Origin of the sequence: Patulibacter brassicae (assembly GCF_033949425.1) — a bacterium.
GTDB lineage: Bacteria > Actinomycetota > Thermoleophilia > Solirubrobacterales > Solirubrobacteraceae > Patulibacter > Patulibacter brassicae.
In genome coordinates, this window is sequence record NZ_JAXAVX010000003.1 from 251,596 (window position 1) to 275,999 (window position 24,404).

Consider the following 24,404-nt stretch of genomic DNA (forward strand, 5'->3'; position numbering starts at 1 on the left):
CCCCAGGTCACCCGCGCGGCGCCCGCGACGATCGTCCGGCTGCTCGCGAACCCGATACGAACGCGAACTCCCCGTGCGCTCCCTCCTCCGCCTCCTGCCCCTCCCGATCGTCCTCCTGGCCTTCGCGGCCGGCGGCGCGGCCCCCGCGAGCGCGGACTACCGCGCCGTGCTGAAGGACTGCACCGACGGGTCGCTCGAGGGGCGCTACTCGCAGCGCGACCTCGAGCTCGCGCTGCGCAACATGGCCGCCGGCGAGGCCGACTACGGCGACTGCGCCGACGTCATCGCCACGGCGATGTCCACCGCCGGCTCGAAGGGCTCCGGCGGCTCGGGCTCGTCGGGCTCGGGATCCGGCTCCGGCGGGTCGGGCGGCTCGTCCGGGGGCGGCAGCTCGAGCAGCAGCGGCGGCGACGCCGGACAGGGCGCCGACACCTCGGGCGCGGTCGGCGCGTCGCGCACCGCGACCCCCGAGGAGCAGGTGAACGCCACGAAGGCCGCGACCGACGTCGCCACGGAGGCGACGAAGGCCGACGAGGTCGCGCTGCGCAACGTCCGCGTGCCCGCCTCGGCCGACCTCGGCGAGGCCGGCGCGTCGCTGCCGACCTCGCTGCTGCTGGCCCTCATCGGCTGCGGCGCCGCCGCCTGCCTCGCCGGCGGGGCCGTCGCGATCCGGAGCCTGCGACGCCACCGTGGCCACTGAGGCACCGTCGCCCCAGGGCGACCCGACGGCGGACGCGCAGCGCACCCGCACGCTGCCGGTCGTCGGGACGGCCCCGGCTCCGGCCCGCGCGCCGGTCACCGGCCGCGCCCGCCTGACCGGGCTGCTGCGCGGCGACCTGCCGTGGACGCTGCTCATCGCCGCGCTCTTCGTCTGGACGGTCACCGAGGCCCAGATCGGCGCCGACGTCGGGCGCACGGCCCCGGTGCTGCTCGGACTGCTGCTCGTCTCGGGGCTCGTCTGCGTCGCGTCCCTGCTGGCCGCGCCGGGCACCGCGCGGCCCTGGGGCGCCGGGACGCTCGCCCTCGGCGGCGCGCTCGTCGTGCTGACGGGCGCGTCGATCTCGTGGTCGGTGGCGCCCGACGCCTCGTGGCAGGACGCCAACCGGATCCTCACGTACCTCGCCGTCATGGCGGCCGGCGTCGCGGGCGCCCGCCTGGCGCCGGGCCGCTGGCAGGCCCCGCTCGGCGGCGTGCTGCTCGGGTCGACGATCGTCGTCCTGCTCGGGCTCGGGCACAAGGTCTTCCCCGAGGCGATCGATCCCGCCCAGGTCTACGCCCGGCTGCAGGACCCGATCGGCTACTGGAACGGCCTCGGCGCGATCGCGGCGTTCGCGCTCGTCCTCTCGCTCTGGCTCGGCAGCCGCCGCACCGGCTACCAGCCGCTGAACGCGCTCGCCTACCCGATCGCGGCGATCGCCGTCCTCGGCCTGCTGCAGTCCTACTCCCGCGGCGGCCTGGCCGCCGCGGCGATCGGCGTCGCGCTCTGGATCGCCCTCGCGCCGCGTCGCCTGCACAGCCTGCTCGTGCTCGCCGTCGGCGTCGCCGGGGGCGGGTTCGTCGGGATCTGGACCTTCGCGAACGACGCGCTCTCGACCGACAACGTGGCGCTCGCCGCCCGCGAGTCGGCGGGGGCGGAGCTCGGCGTGCTGCTCGTCGCGACGCTCGTCGTCCTGCTCGTCGTCGGCCTCGCGATCGAGTTCGCGATGCTCTTCGCCGGCGTGGGCGCCGCAGAGCGCCGCCGGCTCGGGCTGATCGTCGCCTGCGCCGTCGCGGTCGTGCCGATCGGCGGGGTCGCGGTCGTCGCGTCGAGCGAGCGCGGCCTCACGGGCTCGGTCTCCCACGCCTGGACCCAGCTCACCGACCCCGACGCCGCGGTGCCGAAGGGCGACCCGTCGCGCCTGGGGGCCGTCGGCTCGTTCCGCTCGCGCTACTGGCGCCAGGCCTTCGACGTCTTCGAGGCGCAGCCGCTGCGCGGCGTCGGCGCCGACGGGTTCGGCGCCGTGCAGCCGCGCGTGCGGACCGACGTCGCGGTCGCCAAGCACGCGCACGGCTGGGTGCCCCAGACGCTCGCCGACCTCGGCTGGATCGGCATGCTCGTCTCGCTGGCCTTCGGGCTGGCGTTCGTCGCCGCGGCCGCCCGCGCCCTCGGCTACCTGCGCACGCCCGGCGTGCCCGCCCGGCCGCGTGGCGGCCTGCGCCCCGAGCGCGACGGGCTCGTCGCGGCCACGGCGATCGTCGCGACCTTCGCGGTGACCTCCGTCGCGGACTGGGCGTGGTTCGTGCCCGGCGTGACGCTGCCGATGATGCTCCTCGCCGGCTGGGTCGTCGGCCGCGGCGCGGAGGGCGCGTTCGTCCCGCGGCCCCGGCCCGCGCTGCGGATCGCCGGACCGCGGGGCGCGGCCGCGGCCGGCGTCGCCGTCGCGGTGGTGCTGGCGGGCCTGTCGGTCGCCGCGCCGTGGCGCTCGCAGCGCGCGCAGGAATCCGCGTTCGCGGCCCTCGAGCGCGGCGACGTCGCGGCCGCCGAGCGCGACGCGCGCGACGCGCGGCGACGGAACCCGCTGTCCGCCGACGCCGACTACGTGCTCGGCACGGTGCTCGCCCGCAAGGGCGACGTCGACGGCGCCCGCGCCGTCTACGAGCACGCCGTGGAGCGCCAGCCGGCCGTCCCGGACACGTGGCAGCGCCTGGCCCGCTTCGAGCTCGACGTCGCCGATCGCCCGTACAACGCCCAGCGCGCCGCCGGCGTCGCGCTGCGCCTGGCCCCGACGAGCCGCGCCGCGCAGCTCGTCGCGATCGCGGCGACGCGGCGCGCGACGGAGAAGCGCGCCGCCCGCGAGCAGCAGGCGGCCGAGCGGCGCGCCGCGCGCGGATGACGCCGGCCGGACCGCGACCTTCGCCCCCCTCCTGGGTTCCAACCCGTGCCCCCATGCGCCGACTGCTGCTCCTGACCGCCACCCTCCTCGTCCTGCTGCCGACCGCCGGCGCCAGCGCGTACTCCCGGATGGAGTCGACGTTCCAGGACGATCCGCGCCTCGTCTACGGCACGCCGAAGGTCCGCAACGCGACGCTCGACGAGGTCAAGGCCCTCGGCGTGGACCGCATCCGCGTCAGCGTCTTCTGGAACCTCCTCGCGCCGCAGCCGACGTCCGGCACGAAGCCCGAGGGCTTCGACGGCAGCGACCCGAACGCCTACGCCGCGTCGGCGTGGGCGCGCTACGACGACCTCATCGACGCGATCCACGCGCGCGGCATGAAGGTGAACCTCAACCCGACCGCCCCGGGGCCGCTGTGGGCGATGTCGGGCGCGTTCGACGCCCGGATCGCGGACCGCACGAACCCCAGCCCGGAGGAGTTCGGGGCGTTCATGGTCGCGCTCGGCCGCCGCTACGCCGGCGACTTCGTGCCCTCCGGCGCGACCGCGCCCCGGCCCCGGATCGACTACTGGTCGATCTGGAACGAGCCGAACCAGGGCGGCTGGCTGTCGCCGCAGTGGACGGCCGTGGGGACCTCCGGCGTCGAGCAGTCGCCGCAGCAGTACCGCCGCCTCGTCGACGCCTCCTGGGCGGCGCTGCAGGCCACGGGCCACACGCCGCAGTCCGACACGATCCTCGTCGGCGAGACGGCCCCGAAGGGCACGCACGCCGCGAAGGACCGGCGCACCCGGGCCTCCGCGATGGACGCCATGCGGTTCTTCCGTCGCCTGTACTGCCTGAACGACCGGATGGGCTTCCTCACCGGCGCCGACGCGAAGGCCGTCGAGTGCCCGGAGACGCCGACCGCGGCGGAGTTCGTCGCCGCGCACCCGGGGCTCTTCCAGATGACGGGCTACGCGCACCACCCCTACGAGCTGACCCTCGCCCCCGACCGGCGCCCGACGTACCCCGACGACTGGGTCACGACGGCGAACCTCGGGACGCTCACCGACCAGCTCGAGCGCGCGATGGCGCGCTACAAGGTCAACCGCAAGGCGATCCCCCTCTACCTGACCGAGTTCGGCTACCAGTCCTTCGCGCCCGACCCGCTCGGCGTGTCGCTGGCCAAGCAGGCGGCGTACATCAACCAGGCCGAGTACATCGCCTACAAGAACCGCTACGTCAAGACGCTCGCGCAGTTCCTCCTCTACGACGACGCCCCGACGGCCGGCGACAGCAACGAGAACACCCGCTGGAACTCGAGCTTCCAGACCGGCCTGCGCTTCGGCGAGGGCTCGGGGCGCGAGGGCCGCGCGAAGCCGAGCTACGACGCGTACCGCCTGCCGATCTACCTGCCGCGGCGCAACGCCGACAGCAAGGGCCGCCTGCCGCTGTGGGGTCGCGTGCGGCCCGGGGCCGGCAGCGGCGCGCGGACCGTCGAGGTCCAGGTCCGCGGCGCGAAGGGCTCCTACCGGCGCCTCGCGCGGTACCGGACGAGCAAGTACGGCTTCGTGAACCGCACGATCCGCGTGCGCCGCACCGGCGCGGTGCGCCTGGCCTGGAAGAGCGGGACGAAGACGTACTACAGCCGCGGCGTCTCGTTCCGCGCGCGCCGCTGACGCTGGCTCCGCCGATGATCGGCGGAGCCCGCTGAGCCCCGCCCCGGGCCCGGCGCTCCCGCGCTAGGGGACGAGCCCGGCGAGCGACGGCGCCGGGGCGTCGTGGTCGACGAGCGAGGCGTCCAGGCGCCCGGCGCCGCGGCCCTCGACGACGCGCTGCAGCAGCGCCTCGTAGCGGTCGGTGACGACGTCCCAGGAGTAGGCCTTCGCGCGCTCGAGCGCCGCGTCGCGCAGGCCGGCGACCCGCTCGGGGTCGCGCAGCAGCGCCTCGAGCTCGCGGGCGAGCGCCGGGGCGCCCTCGGACCCGGAGAACGTCGCGCCGGCGCCGCCGATCGTCTCGACGTTCGGGGCGTGGTCGTTCACGAGCACCGCCGCCCCCGCCGCCATCGCCTCGAGGATCACCGGGTGCGTGCCGCCGACCTCGGTCGGCACGACCGAGAGGTAGCTGTGCTTCTGCAGCTCCCAGTAGCCGCGGCCGAAGACGTAGCCGGGGAAGACGACCCGCGGATCCGCGCCGCGGCGGACGTTGCGGATGAACTCGTGGGCGTACGGCGCGCCGCCGACGATGACGAGCTTCTTGCCCTTCGTCGCCTCGTACGGGATCCGGCTGAACGCGTCCACGAGCATATGGGGGTTGTTCTCCGGCTCGAGGCGCCCGACGAAGAGCACGTACTCGCGCGGCTCCAGGCCGAGCGCCTGCAGCGCATCGGTCGTGCCGTAGTCGGGGTCCTGCACGCCGTAGGGGATGACGTCGATCCGCTGCCCGTAGCGCTGCGCGAAGATCTCGGCGACGGCGTCGCTGTCGGTCAGGGCGACGTCGGCCCAGCGGGGCGCATGGCGCTCGGCGAAGCGGAGGTACGCCTTCGCGGCGGCCGGCCACTTCGAGCGGTCCGAGTCCAGGCCGTCGACGTTGATGACCGTCGGCAGCCCGGCCTTGCGCGTCAGGCGCGTGAGCGGGCTGTTGCCGGCGATGAAGAAGAGCGCGACGTCGGGCCGCAGCCGGCGGACGCAGTGCTCGGCCGAGAGGTACGTGTGGACGAAGGTGTCCAGGTACTTGTTGCGGATCGTCGGCAGGTGGATGAGCCGCGCGCCGAGGTGCTCCTTGAGGTCCGCGTCGACGACGTGGGGCCGGCAGTAGACGTGGACCTCGTGCCCCCGCTGCACGAGCCGCTCGGCGAGGTGCTCCGCGGCCGTCTCGAAGCCGCTGTAGGCGGCCGGGATGCCGCGGGTGCCGAGGATCGCGATCTTCATGGGGTGGGCTCCGGCACCCGCTCGGGGCGCGCCCGAGCCACGCACCGGAGCACGCGAGGGTACCTGAGCGACCCTCCTCCCCGCCGGTCCGCCAGCCGGTGGTGCGGTGCCCCGCGGGTGCGACGCCCCTCACGCGGCGCGACCGATGCTCGCGGTCGCCGGTCGGAGCATCCGCGCTCCGCCAGGATCCACCGATCCTCGGGGCCTCGCGGCCGATCGTCGGTGCCTCCCGACTCAGTCGCCGTCGCGCGTGCGTCGCAGCGCCAGCTCGTAGGCCGCGACGTGCGCCTGCGCCGCCTGGGTCCAGCTGCGCGCGCCGGCCACGCGCCGCCCCGCCTGGACGAGGCGCTCGCGCATCCGCGGCTCGGTCGCCACCCGCGCCAGGACGCCGGCGAGGGCGTCCGCGTCACGGGGCGGGAAGAGCGCGGCGGCGTCCTCGACGGTCTCGGTGACGCCGGGCGCGCGCGCGGCGACGACCGGCACGCCCCGTGCCATCGCCTCCAGCGGCGTCAGCCCGACCCCCTCGTGCAGCGCGGGGTGCACGAGCGCCAGCGCGCCGTCCATGAGCGTCAGGAGCGCCTCCGCATCGGGCTCCTGCACGAGCCGCTCCCCCGGGGCCGGCGGCAGGTCGAGCCGACCGGCGAGGACGAGGTCGGGCGTCCCGTCCCCCAGCGCGTCGCGCAGGAGCGCGTAGCCGGCGCGCAGCGTCGGCAGGTCCTTGCGGGGCTCGGCGTCGCCGACGTAGAGCAGGTACGGGCGCCCGGGCGCCGGCGCGTCGCGGACCGTGCGCCCCGCGCGCACGTCGCGGGCCCGCCACTGCCCGGGGCCATGGGGGGCGACGACGATCCGGTCGGCGGGGACCCCCCACCGCTCGCGGACGTCGCGCGCCGTCGTGCGGGACACGGCGACGACCGCGCCGGTGCGCAGCGCGGCGGTCCGGTGCGTGCGCGACGCCCAGCGGGCGAAGCGCGGGTCGAAGCACTCGGGCAGGACCTCGAAGGCCAGGTCGTGGACCGTCAGCACCTGCGCCACGTCGCCCAGGCGCCGCGCGTGCGCCGGCAGCGGGTGGTGCAGGACGTCCACGCCCTGTCGACGCGCGTGCCGCGGCAGCTCCTCGTGGAGCCAGCGGAGGTCGTGGACGAGGTTGCGCGCCGAGCGCACGCGGCCTCCGCCCGGGGCGCCGCGCGTGACGTCGGCGACGGTGCGCACGTCGACGCCCTCGTCCCGCAGCGCGGCGGCCAGCCGCTCGAGGTAGACCCCGGTGCCGGTCGCGCCGCGCAGGGCGTAGCTCGTGTCGAGCAGGACCTTCACGAGCGCTCCGCTGGTCGCGGCCAGGCCATCCGGTCCGGACCCTAGATGATCGGTCGCGGCGTCCGCCGGACCGTCGCCGCGCGTCGGTCGTCCGTCCGCGACGGACGCCGCCGGGCCCGGCCGCCCGGCCGGGGCACTAACGTTCCGGTCCGATGCGCTCGCTCCTCGTGGTGCACGCGGTGGACCGGCCCGGAGGCGCCGAGATGGCGCTGCTGCGCGCCGCGCCCCTGCTGGCCGAGCGCGGATGGCGGATCACGATGACGAGCCCGAGCGGCCGCCGGCCCGCCGACGCCCCGGAGTCCGTCACCTGGCGTCAGCAGCCGGTCGGCGGCATGGGCCGCGGCCAGGGCCTCGCCGCGCTGCTCGCCTACCGGCGCTTCCGCGCCCTCGCCGCCGAGCACGACGTGACGCTGCTCAACGGCACGGTCCCGGCCCGGCTCCTGCCGGCGCTGCGCCCGCCGGGCCGCCCCGCCGCGCGGATCGCCACCCGCGTCGCCGTCCACCTGCACGACATGGTCGAGCGGGTGCCGCGCTTCTGGGACGCCGCCGACGTCCTGCTCGCCGACTCCCGCGCCTGCGCGCGACCGGTCGCGCAGCGCCTCGGCCGCGAGATCGCCGTCACCGGCTGCCCCGTCGACCTCGACCCGCCGGCGATCCCGCCGCCGTGGACGCCCGACGGGCGACCGATCGTCGCCTTCGTCGGCCGGATCGAGCCGCGCAAGGGCCCGCTGGACCTGCTGCGCGCGGCGGACGCGATCACCGGCGCGGCGCCCCGCACGCGGATCGTCGTCGTCGGCGACGACCCCTACGGCAGCGATCCGGCGTACGTCCGCGCCGTCGAGCGCCAGGCCGGTGCCGCCGGCGTGGAGCGCTGGCCGTGGCAGGCCGCCGGCCCGTCGTTGCTGCGCCACGTCGACGTGCTCGTCGTCCCGTCCCGTCGCGAGCCGTTCGGGACCGTCGCGGCCGAGGCGCTCGCCGCCGGCGTCCCCGTCGTCGCCTCCGCCGTCGACGGCCTGGTCGAGGTCGTCGAGGACGGCCGGACCGGGCGGCTCGTCCCGCCCGGTGATCCCGTCTCGCTCGCCCACGGCGTCGTGTGGGCGCTGCGCGAGCGCCTGCTGCTCGGCGACGCCTGCCGCGCGTCGGCGCAGCGCTGGAGTCGCGAGGCGGTCGCCGAGCGGATCGACGCCGCCCTGCGCGGGGCGCCGGTCCCCGAGCCCGAGAGCCCCGCCGACGCGCTGTCGCGCGCGGCCACCGGGCACGCGGGCGCCGGGACCCCCGAGGACGCCTGACCGTGCGCGTCGCGCTCGACACGCGGGGCGGCGCGGACCTGCGCGGCATCGGGCGCTACGTCCGCTGCCTGCACGACGCGCTGCTGGCGACCGCCGGAGAGGGCGACGAGCTCGTGGAGCGGCGCCGGCCGACCGGGTGCGACGCGTTCCACAGCCCGTGGCTCGACGGCGTCCTGCTGCGGCCCGGCCGGCCGCAGGTCGTCACGCTGCACGACCTCGTGCCGCTCAAGCGCCGCAGCGAGTACCTGCGGACCGGCATCCGCTTCCGCCTGCGGTACCTCGCGGTGCAGCGCGCCGACCGGGTGATCGTCCCGACCGCCGCGGTCGGGCGCGACGTCACCGAGCACCTCGAGGTGTCCCCCGCCCGCCTGCGCGTCATCCACGAGGCGCCCGCCCCGGTGTTCCGGCCGGCGAAGGGCGACGCCGTCGCGGAGCTGCGCTCGCGACTCGGCCTGCCGGAGCGGTTCCTGCTCTGGGTCGGCGGCATGCGCCACCGGGACCCCCGCAAGCGCCTCACCGAGCTCACCGCCGCCCCGCGGACCCTCCCGCTCGTCCTCGCCGGACCGGCCGGCGAGTGGACCGCGTCGCTGCCCGACGTCCAGCTGACGGGCGAGCTCACCGACGAGGACCTCGCGACGCTCTACAGCGCCGCCCACGCCCTCGTCCTGCCCTCCGACGACGAGGGCTTCGGCCTGACCCCGATCGAGGCGCTCGCCTGCGGCTGCCCCGTCGCCTGCAGCGACGTCCCGGCCGTCCGCGAGGTGCTCGACGGTCGCGCGGCGTTCGCGCCGCGGGAGGACGTCGACGCCCTCGTGGCGCTCGCCGAGACGCTCGAGCGTCCGGCTCCCGCCCCGCCCGCGTGGACCTGGGCCGACGCCGCCCGCGCCACCTGGGACGTGTATCGGGAGTTGGCGGGCCCCAGCCCGCGCGTCGCCTGACCACCCGCACGACCCGAACCCCGCCACCGACCCGCGACCCAGCGCCCCGCCCGCGGCCGGCGCGGAGGTCCCGCGCCCGGCACGACCGAGCGCGTGCGGCGACCGACGCCGAGCCGGTCAGCCCTCGCCGCGCAGCTCGGCGGCGAGGCGGGTCATGCCGAGGGCCTCGGCCGCCGCGGCGCCGCCCTCGCGATCGGTCGTCCCTGGGGCCACCGGCTCCACGTCGGCCTCGACGAGGCGGGCGACCTCGCGGTCGCGGCGGACCTCGGCGGCGTGCTCGCGCAGGACGGCGGCCAGTCGCGGCGTCAGGCCGTCGCCGTGGACCGGGGCGCCGCCCGGCTCGCCGTCGGGGCCCGGGGCGCCCGCGGCGCGCAGCACGCCCTCGAGGTCGCCGTGGGCCGCGAGCAGCCGCGCCGCCGTCTTCGCGCCGATCCCGGGCGCTCCGGGGATGCCGTCGGACGGGTCGCCGCGCAGGGCGATGAGGTCGGTCACCTGGCCGGGCTCGACGCCGAGCAGCTCCCGGACCCCGTCGACGTCGACGGTGACGAAGCCCGGGCCCTGGCCCTTGGCCGGCGGGCGCCGCGCGACGACGCGCTCGCCGACGCAGGCCAGCAGATCGCGGTCGGCGGTCGCGATCGCCGCCGTCGCGTCCGGGTCCTCCTCGACGTGGCGCCGCGCGAGCGTCGCCATGACGTCGTCGGCCTCCAGGTCGCCGCCGTCCCGGACGCTCCATCCGAAGGCGCGCAGGAGGTCCGGGGCCTGCTCCCAGCGACGCCGCAGCGCGTCGGGCATCGGCTCGCGGTGCGCGTGGTACGCGGGCAGGAGGGCCGTGCGGTGGACGGCCTCCTCCGCCCCCGTCGCGCAGACGACCGCCACCGGATCGAGCTCCTGGACCTCGAGCAGGATCGTGCGGACGGTGCCGAGAAGCGCGCCGATCGGCTCGCCGTCGGCGCCCGCGATGCTCGACGGCAGCGCGAAGTGCGCGCGGTAGAGGAGCCAGGGGACGTCGAGCAGGAGCAAGGGGCCGGGCACGCGGCCAGGCTACCGCCGCCCGGCGCGGAGGCCGCGCGGCGCCCGGCTAGGGTCCCCGCCGTGCGCGCCGAGACGATCGCCGCGGCGATCGGGCTCTTCGCCGTCACGAACATCGACGACCTCGTGATCCTCGCCCTGCTCTTCGGCCGGGCCGCGGGCGACCGGCGCGCCGAGCGGGCGATCCTCGCCGGCCAGCTCGCCGGGTTCGGCGCGATCGTCGTGCTGGCGCTCGTGGCGACGGCGGGCGCGACGCTCCTCCCCGACGACGCGATCCCGTACCTCGGGCTCCTGCCCCTCGCCCTCGGGGTCCGCGCGGCGTGGGCCCTGCGCGGCGGCGAGGACGAGGAGGGAGCGCCGCCCGCGCTCGGCGTCGGGGCCGTCGCGGCGCTGACGCTCGCCAACGGCGGCGACAACGTCGGCGTCTACGTCCCAGTCTTCGCTCGCGCCGACGCAGGCGCCGTGGCCACGACCATCGCGGCGTTCCTCGTCCTCGTCGTCGCCTGGTGCTGGGCCGGGCGGCGGCTCGCGCGTCACCCGCCCGTCGCCCGCCTCCTCGCCCGGTGGGGCCACGTGCTGCTGCCGGTGGTCCTCGTCGCCCTCGGCGTGGCGATCCTCGTCGAGGGCGACGCGGGCGCCTGACGCGAGGCGGGCCCGCCGGGCTCGCGGTCGTCGCGTGGCGGGTGCGCCTCGCCCCGCGACGCGAGGCCGCCACGCGACGGGCGGCGCGGTCTCAGCCGCCGAGGGCGATCTGCCGCGCCGCCGCGGCGTCCGGCGCCGCGAGGACGGCGTCGGCGAGCGCGCGGCACTCCTCGAGCGTGCGCTCCGCGAGCGCCGCGCGGACGTCGGGGACGCTCGCGGCGGCCATCGAGAGGCTCGTGACGCCGAGGCCGACGAGCACCGGGGCCAGGAGCGGGTCGCCGGCGGCCTCGCCGCAGACGCCGACGGGCTTCGCGCGCGCCCGCCCGGCGGTGGCGGTCGTCGCCACGAGCCGCAGGAGCACCGGCTGCCAGACGTCGAGCAGGTCGGCGAGCTCGTGGTCGAGGCGGTCGGCGGCGAAGGCGTACTGGGCCAGGTCGTTCGTCCCGAGCGAGACGAAGTCGCACGCGTCGAGGATCCGGCCGGCGTCGAGCGCGGCGGCGGGCACCTCGACCATCGTGCCCGCGACCGGCAGTCCGTGGCCGCGCACCTGGGCGGCGAACGCCGCCGCCTCCCCGGGCAGCGAGACCATCGGGGCCATCACCCAGACCTCGGCGCCCGAGCCCTCCGCCGCGTCGGCGATCGCGCGCAGCTGCTCGTCGAGCAGCTCGGGGTGGCGGCGGCCCGTGCGGTAGCCGCGCACGCCGAGCGCGGGGTTCGGCTCGTCGGGGTCGGTGAGGAACGGCAGCGGCTTGTCCGCGCCGGCGTCGAGCGTCCGCACGACGACCTTGCGCCCCGCGAACGCGGCGAAGATCCGACGGTAGGCGGCGCGCTGCTCGTCGACGGTGGGCGCGTCGGGCCGGTCGAGGTACAGCAGCTCGGTCCGCAGCAGCCCGACGCCCTCGGCGTCGACCGCGGCGGCGTCCTCCGGCGCCTGGCCCGCGCCGAGGTTCACGAGGAGCTTCACCGCGTGGCCGTCGGCGGTGCGCCCCGGTCCGTGGTGGGCGGCGGCCCGCGCCGCGCGCGCCTCCTGCTCGGCGCGACGCCGCGCGACCTCGTCGCCGTCCGGCGCGGGCAGCACGGCGCCGTCGCGTCCGTCGACGAGGACCGGGGTCTCGTCCGGCAGGTCCATCGCCCCCCGGCAGCCGACGACGGCCGGGATCCCGAGCGAGCGGGCGATGATCGCCGTGTGGCTCGTCGCGCCGCCGAGCGCGGTGACGATCCCGACGACCTGCGCGACGTCGAGCGTCGCGGTGTCGGCCGGCGTCAGGTCGTCGGCGACGAGCACGTGCGGGTGTCCCGGCTCCGGCAGCCCCGGAAGCGGCACGCCGAGCAGCGTCGCCACGACGCGGTGGCGCAGGCCGTCGAGGTCCGCCGCCCGCTCGGCCATGTAGCCGCCCTGGGCGACGAGCTGCTCGCGGAACGCGTCGAGCGCGACGGTCACCGCGACGGCTCCCGGCCGGCCCTCGGTGACCAGCGCGGCGGCGCGATCGGCGAGCACCGGGTCGGCGGCCATCATCGACTGGGCATCGAGGATCTCCGCGGCCTCCTCGCGCCCGCGCTCGCGGGCCGCCTCGGCGGCCTCGTCGAGCGCGTCGGCGGCGGCGTCGAGCGCCGCCTGGACCCGCTCGACCTCCGCCGCGGGGTCCGCGGGGGCCGGGAGGTCGCGCGGCACCTCGGCCGGGCGCCCGATCCGGGCGACCGGGCCGACGGCGACGCCCGGGCAGACGCCGACCCCGGCCAGCGGGCCCACGGGCGCCGCACCGGGACCGCCGGGGGCCTCCGTCGCGCGCAGGGTCGTCGTGCGCCGGGCGTCCACCGCTCAGTCCTCCTCGCGCTCGACGATCGCGACGAGCTCCTCGAGCGTCGCCGGGGCGTCGTCGCCGGCGGCGCTGAGGGTCACCTCGTCGCCGTGGCGCGCGCCGAGCGCGATCACCGAGAGCAGGCTGCGGGCGTCGACGGCCTCGCTGCCGGCGACGCTGATCGTCACGTCGACGCCGCGGCGACCGGCCTTCGTCGCGGCCTTGACGAGCAGCGACGCGGGACGGGCGTGGAGGCCGACGGACGAGCCGACGACGGCGGTGGCGGTCTGCGTGGTGGTGGTCATGGGAGCTGGTTCCTCCGGGAGCGGGAGGTCCGGCGCCGTGCGACGCCGGACCGGACGTGGTGGCTCAGGCGTGCGCGGCGGGTCGGGCCACCGGCGCGGCGCTCGTCGCGGTGGCGACGAGCACGGGACCGTCGTCGGACGCCGCGTCGGTGGCGCCGACCGGGCGCCGGCCGAGCGACTTCGCGCCGATCAGGCAGGCGCAGGTGACGGCGGTGCCGGCGACGATCGACAGGACCCAGAGGCCCGGGGAGCCGATCAGCGGCACGATCCAGAGCCCGCCGTGCGGCGCCGGCGACGAGGCGCCCAGGCCCATCGACAGCGCCCCGCCGACCGCCGAGCCGGCCATCAGCGAGGGGATGACGCGCAGCGGATCGGCCGCCGCGAACGGGATCGCGCCCTCGGTGATGAACGACGCGCCGAGCAGCCAGTTCGCCTTGCCGGCCTCGCGCTCGTCCTCCGTCCAGAGCTGCCGCCGCACGACGGTCGCCAGCGCGATGCCCAGCGGCGGGGTCATGCCGGCGACGATCACCGCGGCCATGATGTCCGGATTCGCGGTGATGCTCGCGACCCCGAAGGTGTAGGCGACCTTGTTGATCGGGCCGCCCATGTCGAAGGCCATCATCAGGCCGAGCAGGCCGCCGAGGAGGATGGCGTTCGAGCCGCCGAGGCCCTCGAGCCAGTCGGTGACGGCGTCCATGAGGTCGGCGACCGGCGGACCGACGACGGAGATCATGAGCAGGCCGACGATCGTCGTGGCCGCGAGCGGGACGACGACCACCGGCATGATCCCGCGGACGTTCCTGTGGACCGGGATCCGGTTGATCGCGAGGACGACGGCGCCGGCGAGGAGGCCCGCGACGAGACCGCCGAGGAAGCCGGCGTTCACGGCGTTCGCGAGCAGGCCGCCGACGATGCCGGGGACGAGGCCCGGTCGGTCGGCCATGCCGTAGGCGATGTAGCCGGCCAGGATCGGCACGAGCATCGAGAACGCCGTGGCGCCGATCTTGAACAAAACGCCCGCGATCCCGACCTGGGACCAGATCTGGGTGATGTCCTCGATCGCCTTGTAGGTCGTGCCGTCGAACGTGCCGCCGTTGACCTTCGTGGCGATCTCCGGACCGCCGACGAGGAACGCGATCGCGATCAGCAGGCCGCCCGCGGCGACGAACGGGATCATGTAGCTCACGCCCGTCATGAGCCACTGGCGCAGGAGCGAGCCGAAGCCGGTCTCCTTCGGCGGCGTGGCCGGTCGCGCGGCGGCCGGGGCGGCCACCCCGGACGCGGCGCGCGCCTCGGCGGCGGCCTGGGCGTCGCCGACCATCCCGGCGGCGTGGTTGATGGCCTGCTTCACGCCGCCCTCGACGATCGGCAGGTGGTCGAACCGCTCGCGGCCGCGCACGGCGACGTCGGCGGCGAGGATCACCGCGTCGGCCTGCTGGAGCTGCTCGTCGGTGAACGGCGTGGAGCCGGCGGAGCCCTGGGTCTCGACCACGATCTCGTGGCCGGCGGCCTTCGCCGCCTGCTCCAGGGCCTCCGCGGCCATGTACGTGTGCGCGATGCCGGTGGGGCACGCGGTGACGGCGATCAGGCGCATCAGCCCTGGACCTCGTTGATCAGCGCGGCCACGGCCGCGGGGTCGGCGGCCTGGCGCAGGCCGTCCTTGAACTCCGCGCGGACCAGGCGACGAGCCAGGCCGGCGAGGATGGTCATGTGCTCGTCGCCCGCGCCGTCCGGCGCGGCGATGAGGAAGATGAGGTCGGCCGGGCCGTCCTCGGCGCCGAAGTCGACGCCGGAGGCGCTGCGGCCGAACGCGACGCTCGCGGTGGTCACGGCCGCCGAGCGGGCGTGCGGGATGCCGATGCCGCCCTCCAGGCCGGTCGGCATCTGCTCCTCGCGCGCGGCGACCGCGGCGAGGAACTGGTCGCGGTCGGTGACGCGCCCGGCCGAGACGAGCCGCTCGGCGAGCAGCGCGGTGGCCGCGGCCCGGTCGAGGCCGGCGGGCAGGTCGAGGACGACGAGGTCGGGGGTGGTGATGGTGGTGGTCACAGGGATCGTGCCTCCTCCAGCACGTGATCGAGGTCGGGGTGCTCGTGCAGGCGGACGCCGGCACGATCGAGGTCGTCGGGGCCGGGCATCCGGCTCCCGGGCAGGGCGGTGGCGGCGGCGCCCCAGGCGAGGGCCTCCGCCAGGGCGCGCGGGCCGTGCGCGCCGCCGGCGAGGTAGCCGGCGAGCATCGCGTCGCCGGCGCCGACGGTCGAGCGGGGGGTGATCGACGGCGGGGCGCCGTGCCAGGCGCCGGCCCCGTTGACGATCACCGCGCCGTCCGGTCCCGCGCTGGCGAGGACGCCGTCGATGCCGCCGTCGCGCAGCTCGGTCGCCGCGGCGACGAGGTCGCCGACGGTCCGCAGGTCGCGACCCACGGCCTCCGCCAGCTCGGAGACGTTCGGCTTCACGAGGTCGGGGCGGTGCGCGAGCACGCGCTGCAGCGCCGGACCGCTCGTATCGACCGCGACGCGGACGCGGACCTCGTGCAGCGCGTCGACGAGGCGCCCGTAGAGGTCGTCCCCGGGCCCGGGCGGCAGGCTGCCGGCCAGGACCGCCCAGCGCGCGCCGACGGTGGCGGCGATCACCGCGTCGACGAGGCGGTCGGCGTCCCGGGCGCTCATCCGCGGCCCGGGCTCGTTGACCTTCGTCGTCGTGCCGTCGGGCTCGTTGATCGCGATGTTCGAGCGGGTCTCCCCGGAGACCGGCAGCGGCCGGACCTGCAGGCGGGGGCTGCCCGTGAGCAGCGACTCCAGGTGGCGTCCGGCGTTGCCGGCGACCGGCACGACGGCGCGGACCTCGACGCCGTTGGCGGCCAGCGCGCGGGCGACGTTGATGCCCTTGCCCCCTGCGTCGACCTGGCGGGTCGTGGCGCGGTGGACGGCACCGCGCTCGAGCCGCTCGACGGCGAGCGTGACATCGAGGCTCGGGTTCGGGGTGACGGTGACGATCACGCGCGCACCACCCGCGGGCCGGCGGCGGCGATCTCGCGCGCGGTGTCCTCGTCGACGCCGGTGTCGGTGACGAGCACGTCGAGCTCGTCGAGGCCGCCGAAGCGCGCGAACTGGTCGTCGCCGAGCTTCGTGTGGTCGGCGACGGCGACGACGTGGCGCCCGGCGGCGAGCATCGCGCGCTTCACCGCGGCCTCCTCCGGATCGGGCGTCGTCAGGCCCCGGGCGACGGAGACGCCGTTCGTGCCGAGGACCGCGACGTCGACGACGAGCTCGCGCAGCGCCCGCACCGTCCAGTCGCCGACGGCGGCGAGCGTCCGGCCGCGGACGCGACCCCCGAGCATCATGAGCGTGACGTTCGTGCGCGGCGCGAGCTCGCTGGCGATCGAGAGCGAGTCGGTGACGACGGTCAGCTCGCGATCGCGCGGCAGGAGCGCGGCGAGGCGCGCGGTGGTGCTGCCGGCGTCCAGGAGGATCGACGACGCGTCGCCGAGCTCCTCCAGCGCGGCGGCCGCGATCCGCTCCTTCTCCCCGCGGCGCAGCGCGTCGCGGGTGTCGAGCGCGGTCTCGAACCGCAGGCGGTCGACCGGGATCGCGCCGCCGTGCACGCGCCGCAGGACGCCGTGGCGCTCGAGGACGGTCAGGTCGCGGCGGATCGTCTCCGCCGTGACGCCGAGGAGGTCGGCGAGCGCGGTGACCTCGGCCCGACCCTCCGCCCGGGTGCGCTCGATGATGCGCTGCTGTCGTTCTTCTGCGTACATGCCCGTTTGAGCCCGTTTGACTGTGTTTGCATTTGTATAGCGGGCGACCGTGTGCTGTCAAGCACAGAAACGGGCAATCGGAAGGGCCCGACGCGCGCCCTCCCCCGATCGACGGAGGAGAACGGGGCGAATCGGGCAGGAACGGGCGGCCGGAGACGGCGGCCGGCGATGCGTCAGCGGGACGCGGTCGGCGCCTCGGGCGCCACGGGGCCCGGCGGCACGAGGCCGAACGGCGGCGCTCCGGCGTCGGGCCGCGCACGCCGCAGCTCGCGACGGCGCCGCTGGACCCACCGCCGGCGACGGCGGGCGCCGGGCAGCTTGCGCAGGAAGTCGACGTACGCCCGCCAGAGGAACTGCTCGCGCAGGACCATCCAGCCGAACGCGGCGATCTCGTAGCCGACGATCCACGGCGCGTGGCGCAGGAAGCCGCCGCAGGTCTCGTTCTTCACGACCATCAGCAGCCGGTTCGTGAACTGCAGGCGACGGTGCGCGCGGTCGACGCGGTGGCGGTTCGTCGGGCTGTAGAACCGCTTGTGCCAGGCGACCGCGCGCGGCTCGTAGCGCGCGTCCCAGCCGAACAGCCGGGCCCGCCAGGCGAGGTCGGCGTCCGTCGCCCAGAGGAGCATGTCCTCGTCGAGGACCTCGAGCCCGAAGGCGCAGTCCTCCAGCGTCTCGCGCCGGTAGAGGACGCACGCCCCGTCGCCGCCGAAGACCGGACCCGTCCGCGGGTAGCGGTCCAGCGGCTCGCCGTGGCCGACGAGCGAGTTCTTGCGGCGACGGTCGATCGTCATGCCGGCGGCATCGAGCTCCTCGAGCCGCTTCTCCGGCGTCATGCCCGTCGCGCGCAGCAGCCGCGGGACGACGATCCCGATCGCCGGGTTGTGGAGGTGCGGGCGCAGGGCGTCGAGGAACCCGTCCGCGAGCACGCAGTCGGCGTTGCACCAGAGCAGCCAGTCGCCGCCGCAGGCCGCGATCCCGGCGTTCATCGCGGCGGCGTAGCCGCGGCGCCGCGTCAGGCGCAGCCGCCGCGCGCCGTAGCGCTCGCACAGCTCGGGCGTCGCGTCGGTGCACGCGTTGTCGATGACGACGACCTCGTCGGCGCCCTGCGCGCAGGCCGCGGGCAGGGAATGGCGCAGCAGGGGCGCCTCGTTCACCGACAGGATGAGGATCGTGATCCGACTCACGGAGCCACGGAACGGTAGACGGCCACGGTCTCCTCGGCGGCCCGCTCCCAGCTGAACGCCGCCGCGCGGGCGACGCCGGCCCGGGCCAGCGCGTCCGCACGGGCGAGCGCGTCGACGATCGCGCGCGCGAGGTCGTCGACGTCCCGCGGGTCGAAGAGCTCGGCCGCGCCGCCGGCCGTCTCGCGCAGGGAGGGGATGTCGCTGCAGGCCACCGGCACGCCGCGGGCCATCGCCTCCAGCAGCACGAGCCCGAAGCCCTCGAAGAGCGAGGGGTGCACGAGCAGGTCCGCGCCGCGCAGCAGCGCGTCGAGCTCGTCGTCGGCGAGCCAGCCGCAGAGCTCGGCGCCCCCGGCGCGCAGGCGGGCGGCGAGCTCCTGCTCGGCGCCCGGCGCGCCGCCGGCCGTGCCGACGAGCAGCAGGCGATGCTCGACGCCGCTGCGCCGCCAGGCCGCCACGAGCCGCTCGAGGTTCTTCTTCGCCCGCAGGTCCCCGATCGCCACGACGTAGGGCCGGCCGTCGTGCGGGCCGCCCGGCGTCGTGCCCGGCGCGATCCCGGGTGGACGGGTCCCGTGGCCCAGCGACGGGCCGTTCGGCACGACGTGCAGGCGCGCGGGGTCCGCGTCGTAGCGCTCCAGGACGTCGTCCGCGGTCGCGCGCGAGACGCAGATCACCGCCTCGGCGTCGGCGACCGCCCGGCGGGTGAACGTTCGGTACTTCCAGCCGGTCCGCGGCGCGAAGTCGTCCGGGTGCACCTCGAAGGCCAGGTCGTGGACGGTGACGACCCCCGGACATGGTCGGTGCCGCGGCAGGAAGCAGTTCGGCTGGTGCAGGAGGTCGGCGCCGTCGCCGGCGATCCGCGCCGGCCAGCCGACCTGCTCCCAGGCGATCTCCGGCAGCCGGCCCCCGGCCGCGGGCCCGCAGGCGCGGACGGCGACGTCGTCCCGCCGTCGCAGCGCCGCGAGGAGGTCGGCGGCATGGCGGCCCCAGCCCCGCCGACGGACGTCGCGGGCGTCGCGCGCGTCGAAGGCCACCCGCAGAACCACGGCGAGCGATCCTACGGGGGTCGCGGGCGGCGGCGACGCCTCCCGCGGGCCGTCGGGGCGGTGGCGCGTGCCGCCCCCGCGCGACCGGGCGGGGCTCTACCATGGGCGCTCGCCGGTCTCGGGCTCCGTCCCGGGATCGCCGTCCGTGCCCATGTCGACCGCGACGTCCACGCCCTCCTCCGGCACCGTCCGGCTGTTCGACATCGCGATCGAGCTCGACCCGCCCTCGGTCATGCTCGACCGGATCACGTCGTGGGTCGCCGAGGGTCGTGCCGAGCCCGGGCGCCCGGCGCGACGGGTCATGTACGCCAACGCCCACGTCCTGAACCAGAGCCACGCGATCCCGGCCCTGCGCGACACGCTGCGCTCCGCCGACCTCGTCTACTGCGACGGCTACGGCGTGCGGCTCGCCGCGCGGATGATGCACCTGGACTCGCCGCACCGGATGACCGGCGCCGACTGGATCTGGGACCTCGCCGAGCTCTGCGAGCGCCGCGAGCTGTCGCTCTACCTGCTGGGCTCGGAGCCCGACATCGCCCGCCGCGCCGCCGCGAACCTCGTCGCCCGGCACCCGCGGCTGCGGATCGCGGGCACGCACCACGGCTTCTTCGCCCCCGACGAGCCGCACGGCGAGCGGGTCCTCGAGGACATCGAGGCGTGCCAGCCCGACATCGTCCTCGTCGGCATGGGCAGCCCGAAGCAGGAGCTGTGGGTCGACGCGGTCGCCGCCCGCGTCTCCACGCCGGTGCTCTGGACCGTCGGGGCCCTCTTCGACTACGTCTCCGGCCTCGTGCCGCGCGCGCCCTCGTGGCTCGCCGACAACGGCTGGGAGTGGATCTTCCGCCTCGCGATCGAGCCCGGCCGGATGTGGAAGCGCTACCTGCTCGGCAACCCGGCGTTCCTCGCCCGGATCGTCGACGAGGCGCAGCACCGCCGGGGCGATCCGCCGGTCGCCGCGCCGTCCCGCTGAGCCCCGACCCGCAGGGGCCCGCACCGGCCGTCACGCCGTCCGCAGCGCCGCGGCCGGGGGCAGCCGCGCCGCGCGAACGGCCGGCACGAGGCCGGCGACGGCGCCGATCGCGATCGCCGCGCCGATCCCGCCGGCCCACGCCTCGACGGGGAGGACGACCGACCAGCCCCTCGCGGCGGCGTAGGCGACCGTCGCGGCCGTTCCCGCGAGCACGCCGGCGACGCCGCCGAGGACGGCGAGCAGCACCGCCTCGCCGAGGAACTGGGCGCGGACCTGCCGCCTCGTCGCGCCGAGCGCCCGGCGCAGGCCGATCTCCGAGCGACGCTCGAGGACCGAGACGATCATCGTGTTGGCGACCCCGACGGCGCCGACGACCAGCGCGACGGCCCCGAGTCCCAGGAGCAGGCCGTCGAAGGCCCCCGCCGCCGCGGCCCGGGCCGTCAGCACGTCGGAGGGCTGGCTGACGTTCGTCTCGCTGGGGACCTCGGGGTTCGCCGTCCGCGCGAGCCGCGCCTGGACGGTCGCCTCCCGGCCGGTGGCGGTGCGCGCGTAGATCGAGCTGGCCGGGCCGGCCTGCGCGGTGCCGCGGACGACGCGCACGTAGCCGAGCCGCCGCTCCGCGGTCGGGTAGCCGACGAGCGCGCTGACGTCGATCTCGGGCGCCAGCGGCGAGGGACGCAGCACCCCCACGACGGCGAACCACTGGTCGCCCAGCCAGATCCGCTGGCGCTGGTCGATGCGCTCGATGCCCAGGCGCGTCGCCGCGTCGGCGCCGAGCACGGCGACCGGCACGCGGGCCGTGGCGGCGTCGAGCCAGAGGCCGCGGGCCAGGCCGGTGCCCAGCACCGCGGGGAGGTCCAGGCTGGCGGCGCGCACCTGCAGGCCCCCGGTGGCGCTCGCGGGGATCATCGGGCTCCGGTAGACCCGCGCATCCGGCAGCAGGGCGGCGTGCGCCACGCGCTGGACGTCGTCGAGGTGCGCGATCCGCGCCGGCGCCTCCGGCGGCAGCTCCGCCGGCCCGCCGGTCAGGCGCTGTCCGGCCTCGACGGTCAGGAGGTTCGTGCCGAGCCGGTCGATCTCGGCGAGCAGCCCGGCCTGCGAGGAGGCCGACAGCCCGAGGATGGCCACGATCGCCGCCGTGCCGATCGCGATCCCGAGCCCCGAGAGCGCTGCGCGGAGCGGCCGGGAGCGGAGGCCGACGCTCATCACGCGCAGCGCATCCGCGGGCCGCAGTCGCACCGGCGCGCTCACGTCGCCGCTCCCGTCCCGCCCGGGTCGTCGCTCGGCCGCCCCTCGCGGCCGCGCCGCCCCTCCGGGTCCCGGGGCGCGCGAGGGTCGCCGCTGTCGGCCGCGACCCGGCCGTCGAGCATCCGGATCCGGCGCGGCAGTCGCTCGGCGAGCGCCGGGTCGTGGGTGATCACGAGGATCGTCGCGCCGTCGGCGTGGAGCTCGTGCAGGAGCGCCATGATCGCGGCCCCGGTGGCGCTGTCGAGGTTGCCGGTCGGCTCGTCGGCGAGCACGACCGCGGGCCGGCCGACGAGGGCCCGCGCGATGGCCACGCGCTGCCGCTGCCCGCCGGAGAGCTGCGGCGGCGTCGAGCCCGCGCGGTCGGCGAGGCCCACCCGGTCGAGCGCCTCCTCCGCGCGGCGCCGGCGCTCGACGGCCGGCACCCCGGCGTAGAGCAGCCCGTCGGCGACGTTCTCCCGCACCGTGGCGTGCTCGGACAGGAAGAACCGCTGGAAGACGAACCCGATCCGGAGCGCGCGCAGCTGCGACAGCGCCCGGTCGTCGAGTCCGGCCGCGTCGACGCCGTCGATCCGCACGACGCCGCTGCTCGGTCGCTCCAGCGTGCCCATCACGTGCAGCAGGGTCGACTTGCCGGATCCCGACGGTCCGACGATCGCCACGAGCTCGCCGGCGCGCACGGCGAAGGAGACCCCGCGGAGCGCCGGGACCGGCGACCGGTCGGACCGCTCGCCGTAGACCTTCGTGACCTCCTCCAGCTCGAGGACGGCGGAACCGGTCATGACGACGGCACCACGACGCGATCGCCCGCGCGCACGGCGCCCTCGACCTGGACCCGGCCGGCGGTGGCGTCGACCAGCCCGATCCGCACCGCGACGAGCCCGCGGCCGCCGTCCGCGCGCACGACCTCGACGGCGAGCCCGCCGCCGGTCCGTCCGACGAGCGCCGTGACCGGGACGCTCAGCGCTCGCGCGACGCCGGCGGTGACGATCTCCGCCCGGACCGGGGCCTGGTCGAGCCCGTGCGCCGCCCGCCGGTCGTCGAGCCGGATCGCGGCCGGGATCGTCGCGGTGCCGACGTCGCCGTCCTCGTCCGCGGTCCGCGCGACGCTCCCGATCCGGGCCACCCGGCCGGTCGTCGACCGGTTGCCCGGCAACGTGATGCGGACGCGGTCGCCGCGGCGCACCTGCCCCTGCTGGGACGGCTCGAGGTCGACCTGCACCTCGAGCTCGTCGCTCGTGGCCCGCGCGACGGTGGCCCCGGGCCGGGCGGCGCCGCCGAGCGTGCCGACGGTGCCGGCGATCCGCGCCGCCCGCGGCAGGACGACCGCCGCGGCGCGGTCCACCCTCCCGGTCGCCTCGGCCCCGACGCGGTGCTGGCGATGCACGAGCGCCGCTCGGGTGCTCCAGGTGAAGTCGTGGTCGTCCGGATCGACGGCGACGCCCGCGGCGCGGTCGTCGCCGAGCCGGTGGAGCTCGCGGTTGAGCTGCCGCACGTCGCGGCCGCGGTCGCCGATCGCCAGGTCGCGGTAGGCCGGCAGCGCGCCGCAGAGCAGCAGCACCGGCTCGTCGTCGACGCGGTAGAGGACCTCGCCGCACCCGATCCGGTCGCCGATCGCCGGCAGCCGGGTGTACGTGCCGGCCGCGTGGTTGATCACCGGGGAGGCCGCGCCGTCCTCGTCGCCGCGGTGGGCGAGGGTCCCGTTCAGGGAGACCGTCGCCGAGAGCGGTCCCCGCTCGACGGCCGCCGTCGCCGGTGGCGGCGCGCCGCCGGCCGCGGTCGCGTCGTCCGATCCGGTCGCCCGGACGACGCCGAGCGCCGCGACCGCGGTCGTCAGGACGGCGGCGCCGATCGGGACCCGGGTCCGGCGGCTCACGGCGCGCTCACCCCCGCGTCCCCGGCCTGCCGCCCGCACGCGCCCATCGCGGCGTTCAGCGCGCGCATGCCGGCGTCCGTGGCGGCGGACGGGATCCGGCGCGTGTCGACGAGCGGCGCGTCCGGCGTGGGGTCCGGGAAGTCCGCGACGCCGTGCACGCGGATGCACCGGGCGAACGCCAGCGCGCCCCGCTGCTGCGCGGCGCTGCGCTCGTGCCCGGTGAACCCCGCCGGCTGCAGGTCCTCGCAGCTGGCGAGGGCCGACGTCCACGGCGGTCCGCTCGTGTCGATCGCGGTCCCGTTGACGACGCCGTCGACGGTCAGCTCGCCCGACGCGTCCGGGTCCGGGAAGGCGCGGACGCCGTGCTCGCGCATGCACTGCGCGAAGCGGACGGCCTGATCGCGGGTGGCGCTGGTCGCCGACCGCCCGCCGCTCGGGCCGTCGCCGGCCGCACCGGGCTCCGACGACGCGCAGCCGCTGCCCGCGACGCCGACCGCCGCGAGGGCGGCCGCGGCGAGCAGCCGACGCGCGAGGCGTCCGCGGGCCCGGCGGTCGCGCAGGCGCGGGCTCATCGATGCATCCGCGGATCGTGGGTCGGATCGGCGTACGTCGCCGGACAGCCGCGCTGCGCCGCGGCCGGGCGCAGCTCGAAGTGCCAGGGCTCGTTGTCGTAGATCCGGCACAGGCCGTAGCGGGATCCGTGATCGCCGAGCCAGCGCCATGCCGCGGCGGGACCGATGTCGACCGCGTCGCCGGAGACGTGCGCCGACGTCTCGGGCGTCGCGACCCAGCGCGCGGCCTCGGTCGCCGAGCCGTACCGCGCGATCGCCTCGCGCAGCAGCCGTCGCTGATGCTCGGGGGTGCGGCGTCCGCTCGTGACGGAGAGCCGGAGGCCCGCGCCCGCGGCATCGGACGCCGCTCGTCGCAGCGCCCGGCGGAGGCCGGGGGCGAGCCCGGCGGTCCCCGCGGGCGCCGCCGTGGCGGAGGGGGGCGCGGCGCGGCGCGCGAGGGGCGCCAGCGCGGCGGTGGCGGTCGGGAGCGCCGCCGAGGACGCGAGCTGATGGCCGAGCGCCGCGACGCCCGTCGCGCCGGCGATCGCCGCGACGGCGAGACGGGTCCCGCGACGGCGGCGCGCGATCGACCGGGGATCTGCGGGAGAGGGCATGCGGCCATCCAAGGCGGCGACGCGTTGCCCCGGCGTAGGCCGTTTCCGATACGCCGGCGATATGCCCCGCCG

General features: G+C 77.1%; 23 protein-coding genes. 7 read left to right on the forward strand and 16 right to left on the reverse strand.

Features of this window, described 5'->3' with window-relative positions; all coding sequences use genetic code 11:
• Positions 1-73 precede the first annotated feature (73 nt).
• The 3 genes from SK069_RS08815 to SK069_RS08825 are packed head-to-tail and all read left to right on the forward strand — an operon-like array spanning position 74 to position 4,531.
• The gene (locus tag SK069_RS08815) at positions 74-700 is read left to right on the forward strand and encodes a hypothetical protein (RefSeq protein WP_319953843.1); all 627 of its coding nucleotides are present in this window, start codon (positions 74-76) and stop codon (positions 698-700) included.
• Positions 690-2,873: a tetratricopeptide repeat protein gene (locus SK069_RS08820; protein ID WP_319953844.1), complete on the forward strand. Its 2,184-nt coding sequence runs from the start codon at positions 690-692 to the stop codon at positions 2,871-2,873. Before SK069_RS08815 ends, SK069_RS08820 begins: the two co-directional genes overlap by 11 nt.
• 53 nt (positions 2,874-2,926) lie before the next feature.
• A complete protein-coding gene (locus SK069_RS08825) occupies positions 2,927-4,531 on the forward strand; it encodes a cellulase family glycosylhydrolase (protein WP_319953845.1) in 1,605 nt (534 codons plus the stop codon).
• 63 nt (positions 4,532-4,594) lie between these two features.
• On the opposite strand, the gene SK069_RS08830 is transcribed toward SK069_RS08825, so the two are convergent.
• Together SK069_RS08830 and SK069_RS08835 are read right to left on the reverse strand one after the other, a co-directional pair.
• Positions 4,595-5,782, reverse strand: coding sequence for a glycosyltransferase (locus SK069_RS08830; RefSeq protein ID WP_319953846.1), 1,188 nt, complete (start codon positions 5,780-5,782; stop codon positions 4,595-4,597).
• Between the two features lie 234 nt (positions 5,783-6,016).
• Positions 6,017-7,093 (reverse strand): glycosyltransferase family 4 protein, encoded by a 1,077-nt coding sequence (locus SK069_RS08835; RefSeq protein ID WP_319953847.1) that lies wholly within the window; start codon positions 7,091-7,093, stop codon positions 6,017-6,019.
• Between the two features lie 152 nt (positions 7,094-7,245).
• On the opposite strand from SK069_RS08835, the gene SK069_RS08840 reads away from it, so the two are divergent.
• Together SK069_RS08840 and SK069_RS08845 are read left to right on the forward strand one after the other, a co-directional pair.
• Positions 7,246-8,382: a glycosyltransferase family 4 protein gene (locus SK069_RS08840; protein ID WP_319953848.1), complete on the forward strand. Its 1,137-nt coding sequence runs from the start codon at positions 7,246-7,248 to the stop codon at positions 8,380-8,382.
• Between the two features lie 2 nt (positions 8,383-8,384).
• Positions 8,385-9,320 carry a glycosyltransferase family 4 protein gene (locus SK069_RS08845; RefSeq protein WP_319953849.1) on the forward strand — a complete coding sequence of 312 codons (936 nt, stop codon included), beginning with the start codon at positions 8,385-8,387 and terminating at the stop codon, positions 9,318-9,320.
• Positions 9,321-9,437: 117 nt separating this feature from the next.
• On the opposite strand, the gene SK069_RS08850 is transcribed toward SK069_RS08845, so the two are convergent.
• Complete coding sequence (locus tag SK069_RS08850; RefSeq protein ID WP_319953850.1) at positions 9,438-10,352, reverse strand: 5'-3' exonuclease; 915 nt, start codon at positions 10,350-10,352, stop codon at positions 9,438-9,440.
• A 60-nt stretch (positions 10,353-10,412) separates the two neighbouring features.
• Between SK069_RS08850 and SK069_RS08855 the strand changes: the two genes are divergently transcribed.
• The gene (locus tag SK069_RS08855; protein WP_319953851.1) at positions 10,413-10,991 is read left to right on the forward strand and encodes a cadmium resistance transporter; all 579 of its coding nucleotides are present in this window, start codon (positions 10,413-10,415) and stop codon (positions 10,989-10,991) included.
• Between the two features lie 91 nt (positions 10,992-11,082).
• Here the strand turns inward: SK069_RS08855 and ptsP are convergent, their stop codons facing one another.
• The 8 genes from ptsP to SK069_RS08895 form a co-directional block, all read right to left on the reverse strand.
• The gene (ptsP, locus tag SK069_RS08860) at positions 11,083-12,741 is read right to left on the reverse strand and encodes a phosphoenolpyruvate--protein phosphotransferase (protein WP_406628278.1); all 1,659 of its coding nucleotides are present in this window, start codon (positions 12,739-12,741) and stop codon (positions 11,083-11,085) included.
• Positions 12,742-12,810: 69 nt separating this feature from the next.
• The gene (locus SK069_RS08865) at positions 12,811-13,095 is read right to left on the reverse strand and encodes an HPr family phosphocarrier protein (RefSeq protein WP_319953853.1); all 285 of its coding nucleotides are present in this window, start codon (positions 13,093-13,095) and stop codon (positions 12,811-12,813) included.
• Between the two features lie 64 nt (positions 13,096-13,159).
• Entirely contained in the window at positions 13,160-14,689 is a 1,530-nt protein-coding gene (locus tag SK069_RS08870) for a PTS fructose transporter subunit IIC (protein ID WP_319953854.1), read from the reverse strand.
• Positions 14,689-15,141 carry a PTS sugar transporter subunit IIA gene (locus tag SK069_RS08875; protein ID WP_319953855.1) on the reverse strand — a complete coding sequence of 151 codons (453 nt, stop codon included), beginning with the start codon at positions 15,139-15,141 and terminating at the stop codon, positions 14,689-14,691. The genes SK069_RS08870 and SK069_RS08875 overlap by 1 nt, the downstream gene beginning before the upstream one ends.
• A complete protein-coding gene (gene pfkB / locus SK069_RS08880) occupies positions 15,138-16,091 on the reverse strand; it encodes a 1-phosphofructokinase (protein ID WP_319953856.1) in 954 nt (317 codons plus the stop codon). The genes SK069_RS08875 and pfkB overlap by 4 nt, the downstream gene beginning before the upstream one ends.
• Entirely contained in the window at positions 16,088-16,849 is a 762-nt protein-coding gene (locus tag SK069_RS08885) for a DeoR/GlpR family DNA-binding transcription regulator (protein ID WP_319953857.1), read from the reverse strand. Before SK069_RS08885 ends, pfkB begins: the two co-directional genes overlap by 4 nt.
• A 173-nt stretch (positions 16,850-17,022) precedes the next feature.
• Positions 17,023-18,033: a glycosyltransferase family 2 protein gene (locus SK069_RS08890; RefSeq protein ID WP_319953858.1), complete on the reverse strand. Its 1,011-nt coding sequence runs from the start codon at positions 18,031-18,033 to the stop codon at positions 17,023-17,025.
• The gene (locus SK069_RS08895) at positions 18,030-19,076 is read right to left on the reverse strand and encodes a glycosyltransferase family 4 protein (protein WP_319953859.1); all 1,047 of its coding nucleotides are present in this window, start codon (positions 19,074-19,076) and stop codon (positions 18,030-18,032) included. Before SK069_RS08895 ends, SK069_RS08890 begins: the two co-directional genes overlap by 4 nt.
• A gap of 151 nt (positions 19,077-19,227) precedes the next feature.
• Here SK069_RS08895 and SK069_RS08900 point away from each other — a divergent pair, with 151 nt between their 5' ends.
• On the forward strand, positions 19,228-20,046 hold the full coding sequence (locus SK069_RS08900; RefSeq protein ID WP_319953860.1) for a WecB/TagA/CpsF family glycosyltransferase: 819 nt from the start codon (positions 19,228-19,230) through the stop codon (positions 20,044-20,046).
• A 30-nt stretch (positions 20,047-20,076) separates the two neighbouring features.
• On the opposite strand, the gene SK069_RS08905 is transcribed toward SK069_RS08900, so the two are convergent.
• Genes SK069_RS08905 through SK069_RS08925 form a run of 5 tightly spaced genes read right to left on the reverse strand, consistent with a single transcriptional unit; the run spans position 20,077 to position 24,332 of the window.
• Positions 20,077-21,252 (reverse strand): ABC transporter permease, encoded by a 1,176-nt coding sequence (locus SK069_RS08905; protein ID WP_319953861.1) that lies wholly within the window; start codon positions 21,250-21,252, stop codon positions 20,077-20,079.
• A 41-nt stretch (positions 21,253-21,293) separates the two neighbouring features.
• Positions 21,294-22,073, reverse strand: coding sequence for an ABC transporter ATP-binding protein (locus tag SK069_RS08910; protein ID WP_319953862.1), 780 nt, complete (start codon positions 22,071-22,073; stop codon positions 21,294-21,296).
• Entirely contained in the window at positions 22,070-23,167 is a 1,098-nt protein-coding gene (locus SK069_RS08915) for a peptidoglycan-binding protein (RefSeq protein WP_319953863.1), read from the reverse strand. Before SK069_RS08915 ends, SK069_RS08910 begins: the two co-directional genes overlap by 4 nt.
• Positions 23,164-23,739: a hypothetical protein gene (locus SK069_RS08920; RefSeq protein WP_319953864.1), complete on the reverse strand. Its 576-nt coding sequence runs from the start codon at positions 23,737-23,739 to the stop codon at positions 23,164-23,166. The genes SK069_RS08915 and SK069_RS08920 overlap by 4 nt, the downstream gene beginning before the upstream one ends.
• Complete coding sequence (locus SK069_RS08925) at positions 23,736-24,332, reverse strand: M15 family metallopeptidase (protein WP_319953865.1); 597 nt, start codon at positions 24,330-24,332, stop codon at positions 23,736-23,738. Before SK069_RS08925 ends, SK069_RS08920 begins: the two co-directional genes overlap by 4 nt.
• Between the last annotated feature and the right edge of the window lie 72 nt (positions 24,333-24,404).